The sequence below is a fragment of the Brevibacterium metallidurans genome (assembly GCF_037101285.1).
Lineage (GTDB): Bacteria > Actinomycetota > Actinomycetes > Actinomycetales > Brevibacteriaceae > Brevibacterium > Brevibacterium metallidurans.
The window spans coordinates 282901-305967 of the sequence record NZ_BAAAAF010000003.1 but is presented as its reverse complement, the minus strand read 5'-3'; the positions used below and the strand labels follow the sequence as shown (position 1 = coordinate 305967).

Genomic DNA, 23067 nt, shown 5'->3' with positions numbered 1-23067 from the left:
CTTTCCTTACTTCGCAGCAGCCAGTTCGGCGGCCTTGTCGGCTCCACCGTCCATGGTGTCGACCTGGGTGACGAGCGGGTGAGCGGCCTCGGCGAGGATCGCGCGGCCCTCTTCGACGTTGTTGCCGTCGAGGCGGACGACGAGGGGCTTGGTCGCCTGGTCGCCGAGGATCTCGAGAGCCTTGACGATGCCGCGGGCGACCTCGTCGCACGCGGTGATGCCGCCGAAGACGTTGACGAAGACGGCCTTGACCTGGTCATCGCCGAGGATGACGTCGAGTCCGTTGGCCATGACCTCCGCCGAGGCGCCGCCGCCGATGTCGAGGAAGTTCGCCGGCTTGACGTCATCGTGCTTCTCGCCTGCGTAGGCGACGACGTCGAGGGTCGACATCACGAGGCCCGCACCGTTGCCGATGATTCCGACCTCGCCGTCGAGCTTGACGTAGTTGAGGTCGAGTTCCTTGGCCTTGAGCTCGAGGGGGTCCTCGGCGTCGATGTCGCGCAGCTCTTCGTGGTCGGGGTGGCGGAAGTCGGCGTTCTCGTCGAGCGAGACCTTGCCGTCGAGGGCGATGATGTCACCGGCACCGGTCTTGACCAGCGGGTTGACCTCGACGAGGGTGGCGTCCTCCTTCTCGAAGACGGTCCACAGGGACACGAGCACGGGGGCGACCTTCGCAGCGGTCTCGGCATCGAAGCCAGCCGCCTCGGCGATCTCCTTGGCCTTGGCCTCGTCGATCCCGTCAATGGCACTGACGGGGATCTTCGCAAGCGCTTCGGGGCGCTCGACCGCGAGCTGCTCGATCTCCATGCCGCCTTCCTTCGAGCACATCGCGAGGTAGGTGCGGTTGGAGCGGTCGAGGAGGACGGAGAAGTAGTACTCTTCGGCGATGTCCGCACCTTCGGCGATCATCACCTTCTTCGTGATGTGTCCCTTGATGTCGAGACCGAGGATCTCCTTGGCACGCGCTTCCGCCTCGTCAGGATTCTTCGCGACCTTGACGCCGCCGGCCTTGCCGCGGCCGCCGATCTTCACCTGCGACTTGACGACGACCACGCCGCCGCCCAGGTCTTCGGCTGCCTTCTTCGCTTCTTCTGGTGTCGTGGCGACCTGAGCCTTGAGCACGGGCACCCCGTGCTTCTCGAACAGGTCACGTGCTTGATACTCGAAAAGATCCACGTGTCTTCCTTCGTTTCGTCTGCAGGGCGTTCTCACCCAGCATTCGTGCGGGGTCTTTTGGCCCCGCAAGAGCGTTGACGGATGCAACAACCACAGACCACTTTATTCCCAACCGCACTCGAGCAACCAAATTCGCAGGCCCGGTACGTAAGGAATGTCTCGCGAAAAAGAATCTTGGTCGTCAAGATTCTTGATCTGGACGTAAAATCGGATCATGGATGAGGTCGACAGGATCGTCGCTGCGTGGCGACACGAGCGTCCTGACCTCGATGTCTCCCCCATGGAGATCCTCTCCCGGGTGACTCGGCTCTCCCGTCAGCTCGACCGGGCACGGAAGTCGAGCTTCGCCGAGTACGGCATCGAGGGCTGGGCCTTCGACGTGCTCTCCGCCCTGCGCCGCTCCGGCGAGCCCTACCAGCTCTCCCCCTCCACGCTCCTCCAGGAGACGCTCGTGACCTCGGGGACGATGACGAACCGCATCGACCGCCTCGTCACCGCCGGCTGGGTCGAACGCCTCCCCGATCCTGCCGATCGCCGCGGGGTGCTCGTGCGCCTGACCGAGACCGGACGCGCGACCGTCGACTCGGCACTCGCCGACCTCCTCGTCAAGGAGCGCGACATCCTCGCCGGCCTCACCCCCGCGGGACGGCGCAAGCTCGCCGCACTCCTGCGCGAGCTCTCCACCGGCTTCGACGGCGACGAGGACTGAACGATGACCGACTCGACAGATCCCGCCGAGGTGCTCCACCCCGCCGAGGTGGCCGCTGGGTCCCTGCGCGACTGGACCGGGGTGGCGCCGCCTCGGCGGGAGACGATCCACGGCACCATCGTCGATCTCGAACCTCTCGACCCCGCTCGCCACGGCGATGACCTCTTCGTTGCCTCGATTGCCGAGGGAGCCGAGGAGCGCTTCGCCTATCTGCCCGAGGTCCCACCGACCGATCGCGGTGAGTTCACCGACTGGCTGACCACGGTCGCGGCCTCGCCCGATCTCCTCTTCTTCGCCGTCGTCGACCGCGCCACCGGGCGCGCGGTGGGACGCCAGGCGCTCATGCGCGTCGATCCGGCCAACGGGGTCATCGAGATCGGCAACATCCTCTGGGGTCCCGACCTCGCGCGCACCCGCGGGGCGACCGAGGCGTTCTTCCTCTTCGCCGACGCGGTCTTCACTTCCGGATATCGCCGCTTCGAATGGAAGTGCAACGACGCCAACGTCCCCTCGAAACGGGCGGCGGAGCGCTTCGGCTTCACTCCCGAAGGGGTCTTCCGCCAGCACATGGTCGTCAAGGGGCGCAACCGGGACACCGCATGGTTCTCGATCCTCGACTCCGAATGGCCGCAGCTGCGGAAGGGGTTCGCCGCATGGCTCGATCCGGCGAACTTCGACGAGGCCGGAGTGCAGAAGCGCAGTCTGCGCGAACTCCGGGGACGCTGAGCACCGACAGACGCCGGGTCGACACAGGACACAGAGAGCCCACAGGGCGCTGAGATCGGCGCGTCCCGCCGGGCCCGGACGGCCCGTCGGCATAGGCTGGAGCTGATGTCCGACACGACTCCGACGTTCGAGGAACCATGCGCCTTCGCTCCCTTGCCCTCCTGACCGCTGCCGCCGTCCTCACCACGAGCGCCTGCGTGCCGACCTCGACGGAGACGCGGCCCCAGCCGCGCCCCTCGGTCAGTCCCGAGGAGGTCACTCCGATCGCCACGCCAGACGATGCGCCGGAGATCTCCGTCGTCGACTCCTCCCCCGGCGGAGCGAAGGAGTCCGACCCGCTGTGGCAGGGCCTCGCGCAGGCCGCCGCAGAGAAGAAGCCGGCCTACCTCAAGACGTGGGTCCACACGGCCAACCCCGACCTCCCCGACTCCGGCGAGGTCACCGTCACCCCCGACAGCCCCAACAGCGTCAGCGTCACCCTCGATGCGGGCAACGTGACCACGGACAAGGCCCCGTTCGTCCTCATCCACGGCCTCTTCGACGTCGAGGAGATCGGCGAGTCCGCGTACACACTCACGACCGTGAACTCCGACGACATCCCCGAACTCGATCCGCAGGGACCCGACGACGAGGCCCGGTGCACGGCCGACGACGCCCAGGACCGGATCTCCCTGGCCGCCGACGACCTCTCCGCGGATCCGTCGAAGCGCGAGGAGTTCCGCCAGCAGTGGGGTGCATCCCCGCAGGTGTGGTGGGGCATCCAGATGACCGCGCGGAGCCTCGGTGAAGAGGGCGGCGTCGCCGGCGACTACCTCACCGAGGCATGCGGAGCCTACCTGGGTCAGTGACGTCGACCTCGGCTACGCGAGCGCCCGGTTGTAGGCGTCGACGACCGGCGGGGTGAAGTAGCCGACGATGACGGCGATCGCGGTGATGAGGCATCCGAGGCCGAGCCACAGTGATCCGCCGATGACGCTGATGCCGAAGACGATGACGAGGAGCTCGAAGGCGATCGCCGCGGGCCGCGCCCACCGATGCAGCCGCCACGATCCCCGCGCCGCGGCCAGGAGCCCGGCGGCGAAGATGAGGAACATCACCGCGAGGCCGATGAGTGAGCTCGCGAGCGCCCCGGCGCCCAGCGCGGTGACGACGAACGAGATCGCGGTGCCGATGAGCACGAGCGCCTGCAGACCGAGGACGATGACGACGAGGAGCATCGCCCGCGGGGTGGGCACACCGTGACCGTCCGGATCCGGAGACCCGGGCGCCCCGCCTGCGTCCGCCGGCCTCACACGGTCACCCGGGCGAATCCGGGGATGAGGATCTCGTCGAGCATGCGCTCGCGCACGTCGAGGGGGAGGAAGGCCGCGGTGATCGCGTTGACGGTCGCCCACTCAAGGTCGGTCTGAGTCCAGCCCGCCTCGTCGACGAGCAGGCGCATCTCGCGGGTCACGGACGTGCCCGACATGAGGCGGTTGTCCGGGTTGATCGTCACAGCGAACCCGAGGTCTTTCAGCCCGGTGATCGGGTGGGAGGCGATGGTGCCGCCGATGTCGGTCTGGAGGTTCGAGCTCGGGCAGAGTTCGAGGGGGATCTGCTGGTCGAGCACCCATGCGGCGAGGCTGCCGAGCTGGCCCTCACCGTCGACGATGTCCATGTCCTCGACGATCCGCGCGCCGTGGCCGATGCGCTGGGTGTGGCAGACCGTGACCGCTTCGTGGATGGACTCCTTCCCGGCGGCCTCACCGGCGTGGATCGTCACCGGCACATAGGCCTGGTGGAGGGCGTTGAAGGCCGAGAGGTGGGCCGACGGCGGGAAGCCCTTCTCGGGGCCGGCGATGTCGAAGCCGACGACGCCGGAGTCCGCGCCCTTCTCCCGGTGGCGGATGGCGAGTTCGGCGATCGCCATCGAGTTGTCGGCCTGGCGCATCGCAGTGATGATCTGACCGACGCGGATGAACCGGCCGTCGGCCGACGCCTCGGCGACACCGGCGTCGAGGCCCTCCTGGACGGCGTCGACGACGTCGTCGAGGTCGAGGCCGCCGGCGAGGTGCTGTTCGGGTGCCCACCGGGCTTCGGCGTAGAAGACTCCGTCGGCGACCTGATCGAGCACCCACTCCTTGGCGACGCGGATCAGGCCCTCACGGGTCTGCATCACCGCGGTGGTGTGGGCGAAGGTCTCGAGGTAGCGGACGAGGTCACCGGAGTTCGCGGACTCCGCGAACCACTGGGCCAGCGCCTCGGGATCCGTGGCGGGCAGCTCATGGCCGACCGCCTCGGCGAGTTCGATCATCGTCTCCGGTCGCAGACCACCGTCGAGGTGGTCGTGGAGGGAGACCTTGGGCAGCTGGAGGATCGGGTCGTCGTGGGCGACGCCGGCGGGAGTTCTATGCACGGGGCAAGTCTATCGGCTGCCGGCCGGGAGGAGCATGGGAACGCTACCCCGCGGTCGGGTCGATGTCCCCGCTCTTGATCCGCTCGCGCAGATCCGCGATGCTGCGCCCGGCGTCGGAGACGCGGCTGAGGAACCCGTCCTCGGCGGAGATGCCGACTCCGCCGTTGTCGATCGTCCCCTTGTACTCGTGCTCGGTGACGAGGATGCCGTTGATCTCGGCGGGGTCCTCGGGACCGGGTTCGACGACCTCGTCGGGATTCTTGCTCTGCGGCCATTCGGGGAACATCGTCCGCAGCCCGCGGCGGATGTTCGGTTCGATCGTCGCGATGATCGCGTCGCTGAAGTCGCCCGAGGCGCCGTACCAGATGATCTTCGGCAGCACCGGCTCCTCACCCTCGCCCTCGGGGTCGGGGGTGGCAGTGGCCGCGGCGGTGCGCTCCTCGGTGACGGCGGCGAGCACCCCCATCGCCGCGGCCGAGCCGAAGGGCACGACGACATCGGCGTCGGCTCTGCGCGCGGACTCGAAGAAGTCGCGGCCGCCGCCGTCGGTGTCGTCGACGGTGCGTCCGGCGATCCGCGACTCCCGGTACGAGGTGACGTCCTCGACCTCGTCGCCGGACTCCTTGTTGTAGAGGGCCACACCGGCGTCGAAGGCGGTGAGGATCTGCTCGGCCTGCGGGAATCCGCGGGAGACGAACGCGGAGACCTCACCCGATTCGCTCGCCGTGGCCGCGATGTAGCCGGCGATGAACGCCGGCGGCACGAGGTCGAAGTCGAGGCTGAGCACATTGTCGGGGAAGTCCTCGTGCCCGCTGGCGATGCCGAGGAAGAGGCCGTCGGGGTTGCCTCGGGCGAAGTCGGCGAGTTCGCTCGCGCCGCCGGGTCCGACGACGGTCGTGAGCGTGCACGCCTCCCCCGTCGTCCGCTGCAGCGCCGCCGAGGTGGCGGAGGAGTTCGAGACCCGCTGACTCGAGGTCGCGGTGAAGAGTCCCGCGGCCCGCGCGAGCTCGATCTCGGCGAGGGTGATGGCTCCGGCGGAGTGGTCGTCGAAGCCGGCGGGGGCCGAGATCATGCATCCGGTCGTCGGGTCCGCGACCGCCTCGGGCGTCGACACCGCACACGCGCTCACCCCGAGGAGGCTGAGCACGCCGAGGCCGGCACCGGCGGCCCGGGTCGCGAGGTTCGTTCTCATCGCTCCAGGTTATCGGGCGGGCCTGAGTGCCGCCCGCCTCACCGCTTCGAGTCGAGGACCCTGAGCGCGGTGGCCGTGACGATGCGCGCGGCGATCGCGACGCTGTCCTCGTCGATAAGGAGGTCGCCCTGATGGAGGTCGTAGGTGGTGCCCCCGGGCGTGCGTGTGCCCATGCGCACGAGCGCCCCGGGAACGTGCGTGAGGTACCACGCGAAGTCCTCCCCGCCCATCGACTGCGGGGTCAGCTGCACGGAGTGCTCTCCGAGTTCGGCCCGCACGGCCGCTTCGATGAGCGCGACCTGGTCCTCGGTGTTGACGACCGGGGGGACGCCGCGGCGGTGGTCGAGTTCGACCTTGACCCCGTACGGGCCGGCGATGCGCTCGACGAGGTCGGGCAGCACCTCGGCGACCTGGTTCCAGCCGTCGACGTCGAGGCACCGCAGGGTTCCGCGCAGCACTCCCTCGGAGGGGACGACGTTGGCGGCGTGGCCGGCGCTGATCTCACCCCAGACGAGCGAGATCGCGTGACGGGGGTCGATGAGACGACCGAGCGTCGAGGGCAGGTCGGTGGCGAGTTTGCCGAGCGCGTAGACGAGGTCCTCGGTGAGGTGGGGCCGCGAGGTGTGGCCGCCATGGCCGGTGAGCCGGATGAGGACGGTGTCGCCGGCGGCGGTGATCGCACCAATGCGCGAACCGATCCGGCCGACGTCGACGTTGGGGTCGCAGTGGACGGCGTAGATCTCGGGGACGTCGTCGAGGACGCCCTGGGAGATAACGCGCAGCGCCCCGCCCGGAGTGACCTCCTCGCCCGGCTGGAAGATCAGGCGCACCCGTCCCCCGAGGCCGCCCGGAGTGCTCTCGTGGGCCCGCTGCAGGGCGATGCCGGCGCCGAGGAGGCCGGTGAGGTGGACGTCGTGTCCGCACGCATGGGCGACCCCGGGCACGGTCGAGGCGAACTCCTCGGCGATGAGGTCGTCGATGGGCAGGGCGTCGATGTCGGCGCGCAGGGCGAGCGCGATGGGTCCCTCACCGATGTCGCAGATCAGCCCTGTTCCCTCGAGGCGGACCGGGGTCAGCCCCGCGGCCTCGAGGCGGGCGACGAGCTTGTCCGTCGTCGCGGACTCCCGGAAGGAGAGCTCCGGATGCGAGTGGATGTCGCGGCGGAAGTCGATGAGCTCGGGGCCGATTTCCGCGATCGTGGAGGCGATGACGCTCGCGGGAGTCGCCGCCGCGGCGCCGTCGGCGGCAGCCGTCGCGTCGGCGGTGACGCGCTGCTGGGAGCCAGCGGCATTCGCGCGCGACCGGGTGCCTGCGACGCTGGGAGGCTCTCCGTCGTGGATCGCTGTGCTGGGATCGGGGTTGAGTGACATTGAGGCCATGCTAGACACTGGCGCGCGGGTTTGGACCCCTCGTGACCAAATTCGACACGTTCGGTGACTTCGTTCCCTCCCCAGCCGCGCCCCTCAGGCGGTCTGCGCGCTCGAGCGGGCGGCGAGGAGGCGGAGTTCGCAGGAGTCCGGGGTGAGGAACGGTTCGACCTCGTCGATCGTCAGCGGTCCGGGGACCTGGGCGAGGATGTCGCGGAGCAGCCGCGCATGGACGGCACACGCCATGGTCCGCTCGTCACCGTCGAGCTGGAGGTGCGGGCACGCGGCGAGCGAGACGCGCAGCTCGGTCTCGTCGGCGACGGGCTCGAGTCCGGAGTCGTCGAGGTGCTCGAAAAGGGTCTCGAACTGGTCTCCCGCGTCCTCGCCGAGGTCGCGCACCCGCTGCGGCCGGCACGACATGCCGATCCGCCGCAGCACCGGACCGAGGCGGCGGGCCTCATCGATGCGCTTCCGCGCCGCCGGGTTCATCTGCGCATCGTCGACGGCCCGGTAGACGGTCGGGGGTCTGCCGCGGGTGCCGCAGGGCCGGGGCCGGGAGCTGACGAGGCCTTCGGCGATGAGGACGCCGAGGTGGTCGCGGACGGTGTTGACGTGGAGGCCCACCGCCTCGGCGAGCTCCTTGAGGGAGCGGTCGGGGTGCTCCTGGACGGCGCCGAGGAGGCGCACCCGGTTGGGCTCGGTGAGTCCTCTGTAGTCGGTGGTCCTGCGCGGCATGGCGGCATCCTGTTCGTCGGCGTCGAACGCACCACTATTCTACGCCGCGTAGAAAAGTGGGACAACGGCTGTGGTCACAGCGCCGAACGGACGGTCACGGCCGAATAAACACGGTCGAAGCCCGAGCATGCTGCGCGCCCCGCTGCCACCCTGGAGCCAACGAACCGCCCCCTGACGAAGGATCCCCATGCAGCTCAGCCCGCAGTCACACGAGATCGTGGCGGCCACGGCCGGCGTCGTCGCCGCACACGCCGACGAGATCACCTCGGTGTTCTACCCCTCGATGTTCGAGGCCCACCCCGAGCTTCTCAACATCTTCAACACCGCCAATCAGGCCGTCGGCGAGCAGCCGAAGGCCCTCGCGGCCTCGGTCGTCGCCTTCGCCGTCCAGCTCATCGACCCCGACGCCCCCGACTTCACCCCGGTGCTCAATCGGATCGCCCACAAGCACGTCTCGCTCGGGATCAGGGCCTCGGAGTACCTCGTCGTCGGCAAGTACCTGCTCGGCGCGGTGAAGACCGTGCTCGGCGATGCCGTCACCGACGAGGTCGCCGCCGCGTGGGACGAGGTGTACTGGCTCTTCGCCACTGCCCTCATCGCCGAGGAGGCGAGGCTCTACGCGCAGGGCGGCACGGATCCCGAGCACCCGTGGCGCGACTACCGGGTCGTCGAGCGCTTCGACGAATCCGACGAGGTCTTCTCCCTCCTGCTCGCCCCCGTCTCCGGCGAGGTGCCGAGCCACCGCACCGGTCAGTACGTCGCGATTCTCGTCGAGCTCCCCGACGGTTCGACCCAGCCGCGGCAGTACACGATCTCCTCGGGTCCCCGTGGGGACTCGCTGCGGGTGACGATCAAGCGGGTCCGCGGCGTCGGCGGGGCACCGGATGGTGTCGTCTCGGGCTGGCTGTTCGACAATGCCGAGCCGGGCACCGTCCTCAAGCTCTCGCAGCCGGCCGGCGACGTCGTCCTCGGCGAGTCCGACGCTCCGCTCGTCCTCGTCTCCGCGGGCATCGGGATCACCCCGATCGCCGCGATCATGGAGGACCTCTCGCGGCGCCAGCCCGACCGCACGGTGCGCCTCTACCACGCGGACCGCTCACACGCCCATCACGCGCTCTACGCCGGATTGCGCCGGCAGATCCTCGCGATGACCGATGCGCAGGCGCTCAACTGGTACGAGGAGGGCGCGACCGAGGCTCCGACCCTCCACCCCGCGCGCAGCGGCTTCATGGACCTCAGCGGCATCGCCGTGCCCGCCGAGGCAGAGGTATTCATGTGCGGTCCCCTGCCGTTCATGCAGGCGACGAGGCTCGCGCTCATCGACAAGGGCGTGCCGGCCGAGCGCATCCACTACGAGGTCTTCGGACCCGACCTCTGGGCGCAGAGCCCGCAGTGAGGCGGTGAGGCTCAGAGCAGGTCGTCGAGGCCGCGCTCGCCGGCCAGGGACACCGCCTTCTTGACGTCCTGGGCATGTGAGCGGGAGATGATGAGGAGGACGTCCTCGGTGTCGACGACGACGAGGTCCTCGAGTCCGACGATGGCGACGGTGCGCGGCTGCTCGGAGAAGACGACGCCCGAGGCGTCGACTTCGAGGAGGTCGCAGGACCCGCCGATCGAGATGACCCCGCGCGGTTCGCCGGGCACGGGCTGACGCAGCCGGACGACGGAGTCGAAGTCGCCGACGTCGTCCCAGCCGAAGTCGCCGGGGATGACGATGACGCGACCGGCCTCGGCGGCGGGTTCGGCGACGACGTAGTCGATCGCGCGCTTCTCCAGGCCCGGCCACACCTCGGCGAGCACGGCGTCACGGGATTCCGTGTCCCACGCCTCGGCGATCTGCGACAGGCCCTCGAAGAGGGTCGGGTCCTCCGTCCGGAGGATCTCGAGGAAGGCCGAGGCCTTGGCGATGAACATTCCGGCGTTCCAGCGGTAGCGGCCGGAGTCGACGTAGCGGCGGGCCGTGCTCGCGGCCGGCTTCTCCGCGAACGCGAGCGCCCGGCGGGCGGTGGGAGCGCCGGGGAGGCCGAGCAGACTGCCGGTCTTGATGTAGCCGTAGGCGGTCGCGGGGTTCCGGGGCATGATGCCGACGGTGACGATGTCACCGGTCTCCGCGGCTGCGCAGGCCTGTTCGATGACGGAACGGAATTCGTCGACGTTCGTGATCGAGTGGTCGGCGGAGAACGAGCCGACGATCGCCTCGGGGTCGGTCTTCGCGATGAGGAGGGTCGCCAGTCCGATGGCCGCGGCGGAGTCCTTCGGCGAAGGCTCGGCGACGATGCGGCTCGGGCACAGTTCGGGCAGCTGCTCGGCGACCTGGTCGAGGTGGCTCTCACCGGTGACGACCCAGACGTTGTCATCGCCGACGAGCGGGGCGACCCGATCCCACGTCGACTGGAGAAGGCTGCGTCCGGTGCCGAGCACGTCGTGGAGGAACTTCGGGGATGCCTTGCGGGAGAGCGGCCAGAGCCGGGTTCCGGATCCGCCCGCGGGGATGATGGCGTGGAAGTGCGTGTTCACCCCCTCAGTGTCTCAGAGTCCGGGCACCGCCTCTGCGAAGTTCTCCGCCGTGTCGGGGTGAGGAGATCCCGAGCGCACCGGGCCGCGAATTACCGCACATGAATATGTGGTAAATCGCCGTCCCAGCACGCGGAATCAGTCGCTGTGAGGGAACTGCCAGGGTCTGGGTGTGATCCATCCCGCTCAGCGGCGGACCGACTGGCAACTGCGGGGCGTTGGGCGTAGTTTCATGTTGTACATCGTCGATTCATCCAAGATGGAGGATGCTCCGTGGCCCAAGCGTCAACGAGCACTCTGTACCGCGGTGGAGAAGGAATGTGGTCCTGGGTCGCGCATCGCGTCACAGGCGTCGGAATCTTCTTCTTCCTGCTGGTCCACGTGCTCGACACAGCACTCGTTCGCGTTTCCCCCGAGGCGTACAACGCCGTCATCGGGACGTACAAGACGCCGATCATGGCCTTCGGGGAGATCGCCCTCGTCGCCGCGATCGCCTTCCATGCGTTCAACGGCCTGCGCGTCATCCTCATCGACTTCTCCAAGGGCGGACCGAAGAACCAGAAGAAGCTGTTCTGGGGGGTCATGATCCTCTGGCTCATCGTCATGGTCGCGTTCGTGCCCCGCCAGCTGATGCACACGTTCGGAGGCTGATATGAGCACAACATCGATTCCGGCGCCTCGCACCGGTTACTCCCGCCACAAGTCCACGCGCTCGAAGTTCGAGATGTTCGCGTGGCTCTTCATGCGTCTGTCGGGCATCGTGCTCGTCATCCTCATCTTCGGGCACCTCTTCGTCAACCTCTGGGCCGGCGAAGGCGTCCAGCAGATCGACTTCGGCTTCGTCGCCGGCAAGTGGGCCAGCCCGTTCTGGCAGATCTGGGACCTCCTCATGCTGTGGCTGGCCATGCTGCACGGCACCAACGGCCTGCGCACGATCATCATGGACTACGCCGAGAAGCCCGGCACCCGGATGAGCCTCCAGCTCATCCTCTACATCGCCTCGGCGGTCATCCTCGTGCTCGGCACGCTCGTCATCTTCACCTTCGATCCCTGCCCTGCCGGAGCCGACCCCGCGCTGCTCGCGTCGTTCTGCCAGGCCTAAAGGAGAAACATGCAGGTACATCACTACGACGTCGTCATCGTCGGCGCCGGTGGCGCTGGCATGCGCGCCGCCATCGAGTCGGGTCAGCGGGCCCGCACCGCGGTCCTGACCAAGCTCTACCCCACCCGTTCCCACACCGGCGCCGCCCAGGGCGGTATGTGCGCGGCCCTGGCGAACGTGGAGGAGGACAACTGGGAGTGGCACACCTTCGACACCGTCAAGGGCGGTGACTACCTCGTCGACCAGGATGCCGCCGAGGTGATGGCAAAGGAGGCCATCGACGCCGTCCTCGATCTCGAGAAGATGGGGCTGCCGTTCAACCGCACCCCCGAGGGCAAGATCGACCAGCGCCGCTTCGGCGGTCACACCCGTGACCACGGCAAGGCGCCTGTGCGCCGGTCCTGCTACGCCGCCGACCGCACCGGCCACATGATCCTCCAGACCCTCTACCAGAACTGCGTCAAGCACGGGGTGGAGTTCTACAACGAGTTCTACGTCCTCGACCTCGTCATGACCGAGGTCGACGGAGTCCGTCGTCCCGCCGGCGTCGTCGCCTACGAACTCGCGACCGGTGAGATCCACGTCTTCCAGGCCAAGTCCGTCGTCTTCGCCACCGGCGGCGTCGGCAAGGTCTTCAAGACCACCTCGAACGCCCACACGCTCACCGGCGACGGCATGGCCGTGACCTACAACCGCGGCATCCCGCTCGAGGACATGGAGTTCTTCCAGTTCCACCCGACAGGTCTCGCCGGTCTCGGCATCCTCCTGTCCGAGGCCGCCCGCGGTGAGGGTGCGATCCTGCGCAACTCCGAGGGTGAGCGCTTCATGGAGCGCTACGCCCCGACGATCAAGGACCTCGCTCCGCGTGACATCGTCGCCCGGTCGATGGCCAACGAGGTCCGCGAAGGCCGCGGCGCCGGTCCGAACAAGGACTACGTCCTCCTCGACCTCACCCACCTCGAGCCCTCGCACATCGACGAGAAGCTGCCCGACATCACCGAGTTCGCCCGCACCTACCTCGGTGTCGAGCCCTACACGGAGCCGGTGCCGGTCTTCCCGACCGCGCACTACGCGATGGGCGGCATTCCGACGAACATCGCCTCCGAGGTGCTCGCCGACAACGACACCGTCATCCCCGGCCTCTTCGCCGCCGGCGAGTGCGCGTGCGTGTCCGTCCACGGCTCGAACCGCCTGGGCACGAACTCCCTGCTCGACATCAACGTCTTCGGCAAGCGTGCGGGCATCGCCGCCGCCGAATACGCCAAGGGCGCCGACATGGTCGAACTGCCCGAGGACCCTCAGGCCGACACGGTCGCCGTGCTCGAGCGCCTGCGGACCTCCGACGGACCCGAGCGCATCGGCGCGATCCGCAAGGACCTGCAGGAGATCATGGACGCCAACGTCCAGGTGTTCCGCACCGACGAGACGCTGCGCGAGGCGCTCGCGGAGATCGAGAAGCTCCGTGCCCGCTACGACAACGTCGGCATCCAGGACCGCGGCAAGCGCTACAACCTCGACCTGCTCGAAGCCGTCGAGCTCGGCTTCCTGCTCGAACTCGCCGAGGTCATCACGGTGGCAGCGATCCACCGCAAGGAGTCCCGCGGCGGTCACTTCCGCGAGGACTTCCCGAACCGTGACGACGAGAACTTCATGCACCACACCATGACGTACCTCGATCCGGAATCGGAGGCCGAAGGGATCCCGGGCATGCGCCTGGAGACCAAGCCCGTCGTCGTCACCCGTTACCAGCCGATGGAGCGTAAGTACTGATGAGCACCGAAACCACCACCCCGGAGCCGGCGTCGAAGGTCGACCTCCCCTCGCATGTGAGCGGAGACCAGGGAGAGATCCCGTCCTTCGACTGCACCTTCCGCATCGCCCGCTTCGATCCCGAGACGGACGAAGCACCGCACTGGGAGGAGTACAAGGTCACGATGTACGGCACCGACCGTGTGCTCGATGCCCTGCACAAGATCAAGTGGGAGATCGACGGTTCGCTGTCCTTCCGCCGCTCGTGCGCCCACGGCGTGTGCGGGTCCGATGCCATGCGCATCAACGGCCGCAACCGCCTGGCCTGCAAGACCCTGCTCAAGGACCTCGACACGAACAAGGTCATCACCGTCGAGGCGATCAAGGGCCTTCCGCTCGAGAAGGACCTCATCGTCGACATGGAGCCCTTCTTCCAGTCGTACCGCGAGATCATGCCGTTCCTCATCACCTCCGGTCATGAGCCCACGCGCGAGCGCCTGCAGTCTGCTGAGCAGCGCGAGGCCTTCGACGACACGACGAAGTGCATCCTCTGTGCTTCGTGCACCTCGTCGTGCCCCGTGTTCTGGACCGACGGCCAGTACTTCGGTCCGGCCGCGATCGTCAACGCGCACCGCTTCATCTTCGACTCGCGCGACGAGGGCGGCGACATGCGCCTGGAGATCCTCAACGACAAGGAAGGCGTGTGGCGCTGCCGCACGACGTTCAACTGCACCGATGCCTGCCCGCGCGGCATCGAGATCACCAAGGCCATCGCCGAGGTGAAGCAGGCCATCCTGCAGCGCGCCTTCTGATCCGGGGCGGGGTCGTCCCCCGCCGCTGATCCGATCCGCCGAGGCGGTCGTGCCCATGCACGACCGCCTTCGTCGTTCCCGGGTGCCGCAGCTCTCGGCGGCAGGGTCGATGTTCGGCGGCGGAGTCGATGTTCGGCGGCAGGACACGTGCTCGGCACCGAACCTGAGGATGCGCGACACCGGTGATCCGTACACTGGTCCGCATGCGTTCTGCTTCTCCGACCGTCACACCTGCTTCTGTTTCCACCGCGGCCCACGGCCGCTCCCCCGCTCCCGAGACAGCCGTCCCGGCCGCCTCCCGGTCCATTCGGCCCCGCTCACGGCGCATTTTCGCCGCCGCGGTCCTCACGCTCCTCCTCGTCGTCTCTCAGCTGGTCCTCTCCCCCGGCACCTCGCAGGCTCAGCCCGAGGAGACGAAGAAGGGAGAGAAGATCTACGTCACGCCGGACAACCTCGGCGATGGAGCGAAGCCGCCGCAGCCGGTGGGCACGTCCTGGCTCGTCGGGGACCTCGACACCGGGGAGCTCCAGGTGGCGCAGAACATCGACAAGAAGCACGCGCCGGCCTCGACGATCAAACTGCTCACGGCGCTCGCGCTCGTCGACGTCCTCGACGATCCGAAGCAGAAGGTCACGGCCGAGTTCGAGGACATGGAGATCGACGGGACGAAGGTCGGTCTCATGCAGAAGAACGACTACACGGTCGACACCCTCTTCCACGCGATGCTCATGTCCAGTGCCAACGATGCCGCCAACGCCCTGGGTCGGGCGGCCGGCGGGCAGGAGAAGGCGGTGGCGCTGATGAACGAGAAGGCGCAGGCGCTGGGGATGACGAACACGCGCGCGGCCAACACCTCGGGACTCGACGATCCGAACCAGTACACGACGGTCGCGGACATGATGAAGCTCGCGTGGGCGGTGACGAAGAACCCGCGGCTCATGGAGATCATCGGCACGCAGACGTACAAGTTCCCCGGCGGGACGAACCCGGAGACGAAGAAGAAGTTCAAAGGCTACGAGATCCAGAACCACACGAAGATCGTCGGCCGGGTCGACGGTGGACTCGGGCTGAAGAACGGGTACACGACGACGGCGAAGGGCTCCTATATCGCCGTCGCCGAACGCGACGGCCGCACGGTCGTCTCGGCCCTGCTCGGAGCGGAGAACAACTCGCGGCAGGCCGCCGTCGACCTCCTCGAATGGGACTTCGCGCAGACCTCTCCGCAGACCGTGACGACGGTGCCCGTCGGTGCCGCCGCAGCGCCGACCCCGACCGCCTCGGGCAGCGGCGGCGATGCCGGTGGGGCGGCCGACGCCGATGCGGTCTCGGCCACCGAGGCAGCACAGGGCTCATCGACGGGCGTGGCGATCGGGATCCTGCCGCTCGCCCTCCTCGGCGGGGGCGTCCTCCTCCTCGTCGCGGCGATCGTGCTCTGGGTGCGGCTGCGGAAGCGGCGCCGGGCGCTGAGCTGAGGCGGTGGGCGGCGGGCGGCTGCGGCCGGCGGCAGGCTGGCTGCAGCCGGCGCGGACAGGCGGCAGGCTGGCTGCGGCCGGCTGGCTGCTGCCGGCGCCAGGCCAATTGCGGCCGACGCAGACAAACGGTCGTCGTTTTGACTTGTGACCGCGCGAGGGTCTAAGCTGATCACTTGCGTTCGAAGCGTCCGGCATCATCGGACCATCGCACCGGCGAGCATCGACCGGTCGACGTTGGAGAAGGCAGGCCGCTCATGACGGCCGCCGGGTTCACTTTTCACACGATGATCCGCCACGGACACTGTGTCTCTTCGCATCGCGATCCCGCCACCGTAGGGACCGACCCGCATCACGGTGAAATCTCGCAGGAGAAGGCGACGACGTCAGTCGCCTGAGACCTGCTGTCGCGCGGTGACCACCCATCACCGTTCGCGTCCGTCGGCATCCGCCGACTTTGAGACCCGGCGACCACCCATCGCCGAAACGACCACACGACCTGGAGCAGGCGTCGATGCCTGCCCTGGTCGCTGACAGAAAGGAGAGGAACCCATGTCTGAGTTCCCACAGTGGGTCCGGCGTGCCGTCCGGCACGCCGGCCTCATCGATCCGCAGATCAGCACGGAGGACGGGGAGGTCACAATCAGTGACTCCACCGGCCGCACCGTCCTGTTCACGGGCTCGTCGCTGCGTGAGACCACGCCGCTGGCCGCCTGAGAGCGATCTCGATCGACGGATTCGACCGGGACGAGGCCTCGCACTGCCGGGTTTGACGCAGTGCGAGCGCACCTCCCGTCGTGAGCGGTGACGCTCACTCCGATTCCGAGAATCGGCCACGACGCCCGGACCAGGTACCTCATTGTCAGAGGCGCCCGGTCCGGGCGTCGTCGCATTCACGGCCAGTCGTGTCACAGGGCTGGGATTCCCGATCAATGCGAAGAAGTTGAAGTTTCTATAACAATTGCCTGACGATTCGAGGCTGCGCGGCAGCAGCCTCGGCGATGGAGTTCTCGACGCGCACTTGACCGTCGGCCGTCGTCGGAGTCCACTCAACACCCTCTCACGAGCATGCGACGGATCATCGTCGGTCTCGAGGATGCCGCGACGGGGAGAAGCGCCCTGAGAGGATCTGCGAGATCGACAGCGGGAATCGAATGCGGTGAGACGCGCTGAATGCGGGATCTCATCACGTGTGGATGACAAGCAGCATTGCCATGGCGGTTTCGCCTGCGCCGCGAGTGAACCGGTCGCCGCTCGGCAACCCCGCCCACGGGCAGCCGCCCGTCTTCCACGCCTCTGACCAGCAATGACAGTCGGACGTTGACCTTTTCTGCGACGAGGCACTCGGCGTGTACGGACCGCTTCGAGCCACTCCCCCGGCAGACTTGCGCGTCCTTGACACTCCCCGAGGTGAGGAGCACCGTTGCGTAGACGAGACCAGGACCGCAGTCCAGCATGCGGTCCCCTTGGACCTTCCACACAGGAGTGAAAGTGAATCAGCCAGTCCTCTTCACCAATGCCACAGTGCTCACCATGGATGGGCAGCCGCCGCTCGAGAACACCGACGTCCTCATCAAAGACGACTCGATCGCGGCCATCGGCACCGATCTCGAGGTGCCGCCCGGCGCGTTCGTCATCGATGCCAAGGGCGGGATCCTCATGCCGGGCATGGTCGACACGCATCGGCACATGTGGCAGACCGCGATGCGCGGCTACGGTGCGGACTGGACGCTGACGCAGTACTTCGTCTGGTACTACCTCGAGCACGGCACGGCCTTCCGCCCCGAGGACATCGCTGTGGGCAACCTGCTCTCGGCATGGGATGCCCTCGAGTCCGGGGTGACGACGACCGTGGACTGGTCGCATGGCCTCGAGACCGTCGACCACGCCGAGGCGGCCCTCGATGCGCTCGAGGACACTCCCGGTCGGTTCGTCTTCGCCCCGGGCAACATCTACAAGAGTCCGTGGGAATGGTCCAAGGGCGCGGATTTCGTCAGCTTCGTCAATCGCCGCAACCGCCGGGACCCGATGCTCTCCTTCCAGCTCGCCTTCGATGTCACGGGTGATCCGGCCTTCCCGGAGCGCGGTGCCTTCGAGATGGCCCGCGAGCTCGGTCTGACCGTGAACACGCATGCGGGCGTCTGGGGTGCGACGACCGATGAGAGCCTGCGCCTCATGTATGAAGCCGGGTTCATGGACGAGAAGTCGATCTACGTCCACGCTGCGACGTTCACCGAGGACTCGTATCAGCGCATCGCCGCGACGGGCGGGTCGGTGTCCCTGTCGACGGAGAGCGAGCAGAGCTGCGGTCAGGGATATCCGCCCTCGTGGGAGCTGCGTCGGCACGGCATTCCCGTCTCGCTGTCGGTCGACACGAGCGTGTGGTTCTCCGGCGATCACTTCGCCGCGATGCGCTCCACGCTCGGCGCCGACCGTTCTCGTGAGCATCTGCGTGCCCACGAAGCGGGTGAGACGGTCACGCATAGTGCTCTGCGCGCCGAGGAGGTCGTCAACTGGGCGACGATGGGCGGCGCTCGGGCGTTGGGCCTCGATTCCCATATCGGCAGCATCGAAGTGGGCAAGAAGGCCGATGTCGTCCTGCTCAAGAACGACCAGTCCCCGACGTGGTTCCCGATCGTCAACCCCTACGGGCATGTGGTCCTGCAGGCCGGTCGCGGCGACGTCCACACGGTGCTGGTCAACGGGCGCATGGTCAAGCACGATCATCGGCTGCTCGGCGTCGACCTGGCAGCCCTGCGGACGCGGGCGGAATCGACCGTCGATCACCTGCGCTCCCGCCTCGGCGAGGAGACGTGGATCAGCGGAATGAATCCGGAGATCCCGGAGACGAAGGTGCTCGACAACCCGTACATGTACACGGACTACCGCAGCGATCGCCCCACCCAGGCCGCGAAATGACCCGCGTGCCGGAGACTCGTCTCAGCAGGGACCCGCGCGCGAGGACCTGAGCGCCCGGGACACCACTGCCGTGCACCCGAGCACCTGAGCGGCGGCGTCATCACTGCTGGGGATGGTCCTCGTCGCCGAGTCCGACCTCGACCGACTGTTCGGCCACGTCGGCGGAATCGGCTTCGAGCACCGCCGGCAGCGAGCCGGTGGGCTCGGCGTCTTCGCCGGTGACCTCCGAGGCGACGACGCCCTCGGGGTCGTCGAGGTCCTGATTCTGCTCCATCCGGTCCGGCTCGGGCACTTCGCTGAACGACTGAGCTGAGTTCACGATTCCTCCTTGAGAGACGGCGAACGCTTGCTGCTCCGTGCCCCCAACCGAACTCGGCGTGCAGACATGGTTGGGCGCGGACAGCGCGGCACTGCGGGTACTCGTGATGGTAACCCCGTGGTCGCACATGTCAAGGAGCCGGCGCAGGAGATGCGCGCGGTTCGGTGAGCGGTCTTCGCAAGCGAGAGGTCCGAATGCCGGTCCGAAATCCGGAGTCCGCCACGCCCCACTTTCCAGATGTCCCAGCGTCGCGCACTTGCCCGTGACGCTGGGACTTCCTGTTCACAGTCAGGCGACGCCGCAGTGGTGCTGCGCAGGTCCTGCGGCTCCGATCGAGTTCTATGGTGGCGTGAGCTCCGGAAGACCAGCGATGAGCGCATCTGTCGTGCGCTCGATGTGCGCCGACAGAGCTTCCGCTGCGGCCTCGTCCCTGGCTACAGCGAGCTCCGCGATCTCAGCGTGCTCGGCCCCGACCCCTCGGTCGCTGTCACCCGCGAGCATGCGTGACCAGTGCCTGTACAGCTCGGCGCGATCGCGGAGGTTCATGGCGACGTCGGTCAGTCTGGTCGTGCCGGCCCCGGCGATCAGGGCGTGGTGGAAGTGGCTGTGAGCATCGACCCAGTCGGCGTCGACTTCGCCGTCGGACCTGAGGATCGCGAGCCCCTGCAGCTTGTGCAGAGCAGCAACGACGGTCGCCTCCCAGTTGAGGTCTCCGAGGCGCATGGACTCGCGCAGCAGCATCGATTCGAGGAGCACGCGAGCGCGAGTGAGGTCCTGCAGATCATCGATGGACAGTGGGGTGACTCGGAATCCCCGATGCGGCAGGGATTCGGCCAGTCCTTGCTCCGAAAGACGATTGAGCGCTTCGCGCACAGCGGAGGCGCTGACCTGGAACCGCTCGCTCAGATCGCTGACTCTGAGCTTCGTCCCCGGCTGGAAGCGTCCAGCGAGGATATCCGTCCGCAGGCCGGCCAGAACCTGCTCGGTGAGTGTCGATGCCGTTGCCATGGATCCAGAGTAGCAACTCCTGGAAGAATCATCGGTAATTTCACCAATTATATATTTTTTCTTGATTCATCGATAGATTCGTGATGAGGTGAGAACACAGCCAGCGTCAAGGAGGATGCACATGAGTGAGAACAGAACTGAGAGCGTGCCGGTGCTCATCGTCGGCGGCGGCGGTGCCGGTCTGACGATGTCGACCGCGCTGTCACTGCGAGGAATTCCCTCGATACTGATCAATATGCGACCAGGAACCTCGGTCCTGCCGAAGGCCCACGTGCTCAATCAGCGCACGATGGAGATCTTCACCGAGTTGGGTGTGGCCGAGGAGATCTACGCACGCACCTGTCCGCCCGAGAACATGCGCTATACCGGCTGGTACGCAGGCCTCAACGGCGACCGCGAACACTTCGGCCGGCAGCTCGGCAAGCTCGAGGCGTGGGGCGGCGGCTACTCCGATCCCGACTACATCGCCGCCAGCCCCTGCGCGACGTCCAATCTTCCGCAGATCCGCCTGGAGCCGTTGCTGCTCGCTCGCGCCGAGGAGGTGGGCTCCGACGGCTCCGTCCGCTTCAACCACGAACTCACCGCCCTCGAGGTGCGCGAGGACGGGGTGAGCGCAACCATCGCGGATCACAACGACGGTTCCGCATACACGATCGAGGCGAAGTACCTCATCGCCGCCGACGGCGGGCGGACCGTGGGACGCATGCTCGGAATCGGCATGACCGGGCCCACCGACCTGCAGAAGATGATCTCGATCCACATGACGGCGGACCTCAAACCCTGGCTGCCCGATGACGAGGTCCTCATCCGCTGGTTCGTCAATCCCGACTTCGGAGGATCGTGGAGCGGTGTCCTCGTTGCCATGGGACCCGATCACTGGGGCGGCAGCTCAGAGGAGTGGGTCTTCCACATGCAGTACGCCACCGACGACCCCGACGCGATGCAGGAGGAGCGCGTGCTCGAACGCATGCGCGCTACACTCGGGCTCTCCGACCACCAATTCGAAGTCCACAAGATCAGTTCATGGGTCCTGGAGGGGGTCATCGCGGATGAGTTCCGCCGCGGTCCTGTCTTCCTCATCGGCGATGCCGCCCACCGGCACCCGCCGACCGGCGGGCTCGGCCTCAACTCCGCCGTGCATGACGCCTACAACCTGCAGTGGAAGCTCGCCGCCGTGCTCAGCGGACAGGCGTCGGAGGCGCTGCTCGACACCTATGAGACCGAACGTCGTCCCGTCGACCAGCACAACGTCGACAACGCTCTGCGCAATGCGATGAACCATTTCACCATCGATCAGGCGCTCGGAGTCTCGCCCGACCAGTCGGGTGAGGAGAACTGGGAAGCACTCATGCCCCTCTGGGAGTCGCGTCCCGATTCGGTCGAGAAGCGCCACGCTCTCAACGCCGCCATCGATTCGCAGACGATGGAGTTCCGCCATCACAACGTCGAATTCGGCTACACGTACGAATCCACGGCCATCGTGGCCGACGGCTCCCCCGCACCGGCGGCTCTCGATGAGACCCGGCTGTACGTGCCGAGCACACGACCGGGACACCCGTTGCCGCATGCCTTCGTCGAGCGAGAAGGAGATCGTGTGCCGCTGGGATCGCTGGTCGCAGGCGAGTTCCTGGTCATTGCCGGAGAGGACGGACACGACTGGATCCGCGCCGCCGAGACCATCGGCTCCGAGCTGGGCGTCCCCGTTCGTGGAATCACAGTCGGCGTCCTCGAAGGCGACTACATCGACGTCCGGGCTGCGTGGCTCAAGCAACGGGAGATCGGCCGCACGGGTGCGATCGTGGTCAGACCGGACCGCTACATCGCCTACCGCAGCAGCGACGGGGTCGCAGACCCTGCACAGGAGCTGCGCGAGGTCTTCGGCCGGATCACAGCACAGCGCGCCCCGGAATCCCAGACCGTCTGAGCATCCCCGGCCGTAACGGGCACTCGAACACGACAACCACCACGAGAACCAAGGAGTGAGGACCATGACCATCGGATCCATCTCAGAGATCGGATACCTATCGCTGCGTACCACCGACCTCGCCGGCAGCATCCGCAACGCCGTCGAAGTGCTGGGCATCAGCGAAGTCGAGAGCACGGCCAAGAAGGCCGCCCTGTCGGCCCAGGCCAAGAGCCAGGAGATCGTCTACACGCAGGCCGCCGAGGACGCGGTCGACCACATCGGCATGGTCGCCGCCAGCACAGACGACCTCGAAGCGATCCGCGAGAAGGTCGATCGCGGCAACTATGCGATCCTGTCCGAGGGTTCGATCGAGACCGGGGTCGGCAACGGCTTCGCGTTCATCGGCCCGGGCGGCTACACCTGGCAGGTGTACACCGAGCAGGCCGACTATTCGCTCATCAAACGTGGCGAAGTCGGACCCGATCGCTTCGGCCACATCAACGTCCAGACACCCGACACAGTGGGGATGCGCGACTTCCTCGTCGACGTGTTCGATCTGCGGGTCTCGGATCAGATCGGCGCCGATGCCGGATTCTTCCTGCGCGCGAACAACGAGCACCACGCGGTCGCGATCCTCAAATCCCCCGTCGTCAAGCTTCATCACCACGCCTGGGAGACGCAGAGCCTCATCGACCTGGGCCGGCTCGCCGATCGCCTCGCACGTCGCGGCTCACGGCTCCTCTGGGGACCTGTGCGCCACGGAGCAGGCGACAACATCGCCGTCTACTATGAGGAGCCGAGCGGTGCCATCATCGAGCTCTACACCGACATGGAGCACATCTTCGACGACGACCGTCCCGCCCGCATCTGGGAGGAGACCGACCCGTGGTGGCTGAACCAATGGGACGGGCAGGTCCCGCCGAACGCCATGGACTTCGGCATTCCCCCAGTGGAGAGGAGCTGATCGCG

The 23067-nt window shown here is 67.4% G+C and carries 22 protein-coding genes; 13 read left to right on the top strand and 9 right to left on the bottom strand.

The window, feature by feature from the left end:
* Nucleotides 1-6: 6 nt before the first annotated feature.
* Nucleotides 7-1176, bottom strand: coding sequence for an ADP-forming succinate--CoA ligase subunit beta (gene sucC / locus AACX88_RS06220; RefSeq protein WP_063249139.1), 1170 nt, complete (start codon nt 1174-1176; stop codon nt 7-9).
* Nucleotides 1177-1390: 214 nt separating this feature from the next.
* Here sucC and AACX88_RS06215 point away from each other — a divergent pair, with 214 nt between their 5' ends.
* From AACX88_RS06215 to AACX88_RS06205, 3 genes are all read left to right on the top strand, one after another.
* Complete coding sequence (locus AACX88_RS06215) at nt 1391-1885, top strand: MarR family winged helix-turn-helix transcriptional regulator (RefSeq protein ID WP_009379468.1); 495 nt, start codon at nt 1391-1393, stop codon at nt 1883-1885.
* Between the two features lie 3 nt (nt 1886-1888).
* Nucleotides 1889-2611: a GNAT family N-acetyltransferase gene (locus AACX88_RS06210; protein ID WP_144589033.1), complete on the top strand. Its 723-nt coding sequence runs from the start codon at nt 1889-1891 to the stop codon at nt 2609-2611.
* 137 nt (nt 2612-2748) lie between these two features.
* The gene (locus tag AACX88_RS06205; RefSeq protein WP_144589035.1) at nt 2749-3459 is read left to right on the top strand and encodes a hypothetical protein; all 711 of its coding nucleotides are present in this window, start codon (nt 2749-2751) and stop codon (nt 3457-3459) included.
* Nucleotides 3460-3471: 12 nt separating this feature from the next.
* On the opposite strand, the gene AACX88_RS06200 is transcribed toward AACX88_RS06205, so the two are convergent.
* The 5 genes from AACX88_RS06200 to AACX88_RS06180 form a co-directional block, all read right to left on the bottom strand.
* On the bottom strand, nt 3472-3846 hold the full coding sequence (locus AACX88_RS06200; RefSeq protein WP_223289954.1) for a hypothetical protein: 375 nt from the start codon (nt 3844-3846) through the stop codon (nt 3472-3474).
* Between the two features lie 53 nt (nt 3847-3899).
* On the bottom strand, nt 3900-5006 hold the full coding sequence (locus AACX88_RS06195) for an adenosine deaminase (RefSeq protein ID WP_009379474.1): 1107 nt from the start codon (nt 5004-5006) through the stop codon (nt 3900-3902).
* Nucleotides 5007-5049: 43 nt separating this feature from the next.
* Nucleotides 5050-6198, bottom strand: a complete 1149-nt coding sequence (locus AACX88_RS06190) for a BMP family ABC transporter substrate-binding protein (RefSeq protein WP_190247143.1) — start codon at nt 6196-6198, stop codon at nt 5050-5052.
* Nucleotides 6199-6236: 38 nt separating this feature from the next.
* Entirely contained in the window at nt 6237-7568 is a 1332-nt protein-coding gene (locus AACX88_RS06185; RefSeq protein ID WP_223289953.1) for an amidohydrolase, read from the bottom strand.
* A gap of 93 nt (nt 7569-7661) precedes the next feature.
* Nucleotides 7662-8300, bottom strand: a complete 639-nt coding sequence (locus AACX88_RS06180; protein WP_167560066.1) for a helix-turn-helix domain-containing protein — start codon at nt 8298-8300, stop codon at nt 7662-7664.
* 187 nt (nt 8301-8487) lie between these two features.
* On the opposite strand from AACX88_RS06180, the gene AACX88_RS06175 reads away from it, so the two are divergent.
* On the top strand, nt 8488-9696 hold the full coding sequence (locus AACX88_RS06175; RefSeq protein WP_063249140.1) for a globin domain-containing protein: 1209 nt from the start codon (nt 8488-8490) through the stop codon (nt 9694-9696).
* A gap of 11 nt (nt 9697-9707) precedes the next feature.
* Here the strand turns inward: AACX88_RS06175 and AACX88_RS06170 are convergent, their stop codons facing one another.
* Nucleotides 9708-10817: a mannose-1-phosphate guanylyltransferase gene (locus AACX88_RS06170; RefSeq protein WP_339392220.1), complete on the bottom strand. Its 1110-nt coding sequence runs from the start codon at nt 10815-10817 to the stop codon at nt 9708-9710.
* Between the two features lie 270 nt (nt 10818-11087).
* Between AACX88_RS06170 and sdhC the strand changes: the two genes are divergently transcribed.
* From sdhC to AACX88_RS06135, 7 genes are all read left to right on the top strand, one after another.
* A complete protein-coding gene (gene sdhC / locus AACX88_RS06165) occupies nt 11088-11465 on the top strand; it encodes a succinate dehydrogenase, cytochrome b556 subunit (RefSeq protein ID WP_009379486.1) in 378 nt (125 codons plus the stop codon).
* 1 nt (nt 11466) lies between these two features.
* Entirely contained in the window at nt 11467-11916 is a 450-nt protein-coding gene (locus AACX88_RS06160; protein WP_009379489.1) for a succinate dehydrogenase hydrophobic membrane anchor subunit, read from the top strand.
* A 9-nt stretch (nt 11917-11925) separates the two neighbouring features.
* Nucleotides 11926-13686 carry a succinate dehydrogenase flavoprotein subunit gene (gene sdhA, locus AACX88_RS06155; protein WP_009379491.1) on the top strand — a complete coding sequence of 587 codons (1761 nt, stop codon included), beginning with the start codon at nt 11926-11928 and terminating at the stop codon, nt 13684-13686.
* Nucleotides 13686-14477 (top strand): succinate dehydrogenase iron-sulfur subunit, encoded by a 792-nt coding sequence (locus tag AACX88_RS06150; protein ID WP_009379493.1) that lies wholly within the window; start codon nt 13686-13688, stop codon nt 14475-14477. Before sdhA ends, AACX88_RS06150 begins: the two co-directional genes overlap by 1 nt.
* A 203-nt stretch (nt 14478-14680) precedes the next feature.
* Nucleotides 14681-15949 carry a D-alanyl-D-alanine carboxypeptidase family protein gene (locus AACX88_RS06145; RefSeq protein WP_339392219.1) on the top strand — a complete coding sequence of 423 codons (1269 nt, stop codon included), beginning with the start codon at nt 14681-14683 and terminating at the stop codon, nt 15947-15949.
* A gap of 549 nt (nt 15950-16498) precedes the next feature.
* Nucleotides 16499-16663 (top strand): hypothetical protein, encoded by a 165-nt coding sequence (locus tag AACX88_RS06140; protein WP_339392218.1) that lies wholly within the window; start codon nt 16499-16501, stop codon nt 16661-16663.
* A gap of 774 nt (nt 16664-17437) precedes the next feature.
* Entirely contained in the window at nt 17438-18865 is a 1428-nt protein-coding gene (locus AACX88_RS06135) for an amidohydrolase family protein (RefSeq protein WP_339392217.1), read from the top strand.
* Nucleotides 18866-18965: 100 nt separating this feature from the next.
* On the opposite strand, the gene AACX88_RS06130 is transcribed toward AACX88_RS06135, so the two are convergent.
* A complete protein-coding gene (locus tag AACX88_RS06130; RefSeq protein ID WP_339392216.1) occupies nt 18966-19184 on the bottom strand; it encodes a hypothetical protein in 219 nt (72 codons plus the stop codon).
* Between the two features lie 339 nt (nt 19185-19523).
* The gene (locus tag AACX88_RS06125; RefSeq protein WP_339392215.1) at nt 19524-20192 is read right to left on the bottom strand and encodes a GntR family transcriptional regulator; all 669 of its coding nucleotides are present in this window, start codon (nt 20190-20192) and stop codon (nt 19524-19526) included.
* A 121-nt stretch (nt 20193-20313) separates the two neighbouring features.
* Between AACX88_RS06125 and AACX88_RS06120 the strand changes: the two genes are divergently transcribed.
* On the top strand, nt 20314-22116 hold the full coding sequence (locus tag AACX88_RS06120) for an FAD-dependent monooxygenase (RefSeq protein WP_339392214.1): 1803 nt from the start codon (nt 20314-20316) through the stop codon (nt 22114-22116).
* Nucleotides 22117-22180: 64 nt separating this feature from the next.
* Nucleotides 22181-23062 carry a VOC family protein gene (locus tag AACX88_RS06115; RefSeq protein WP_339392213.1) on the top strand — a complete coding sequence of 294 codons (882 nt, stop codon included), beginning with the start codon at nt 22181-22183 and terminating at the stop codon, nt 23060-23062.
* Nucleotides 23063-23067: the final 5 nt, after the last annotated feature.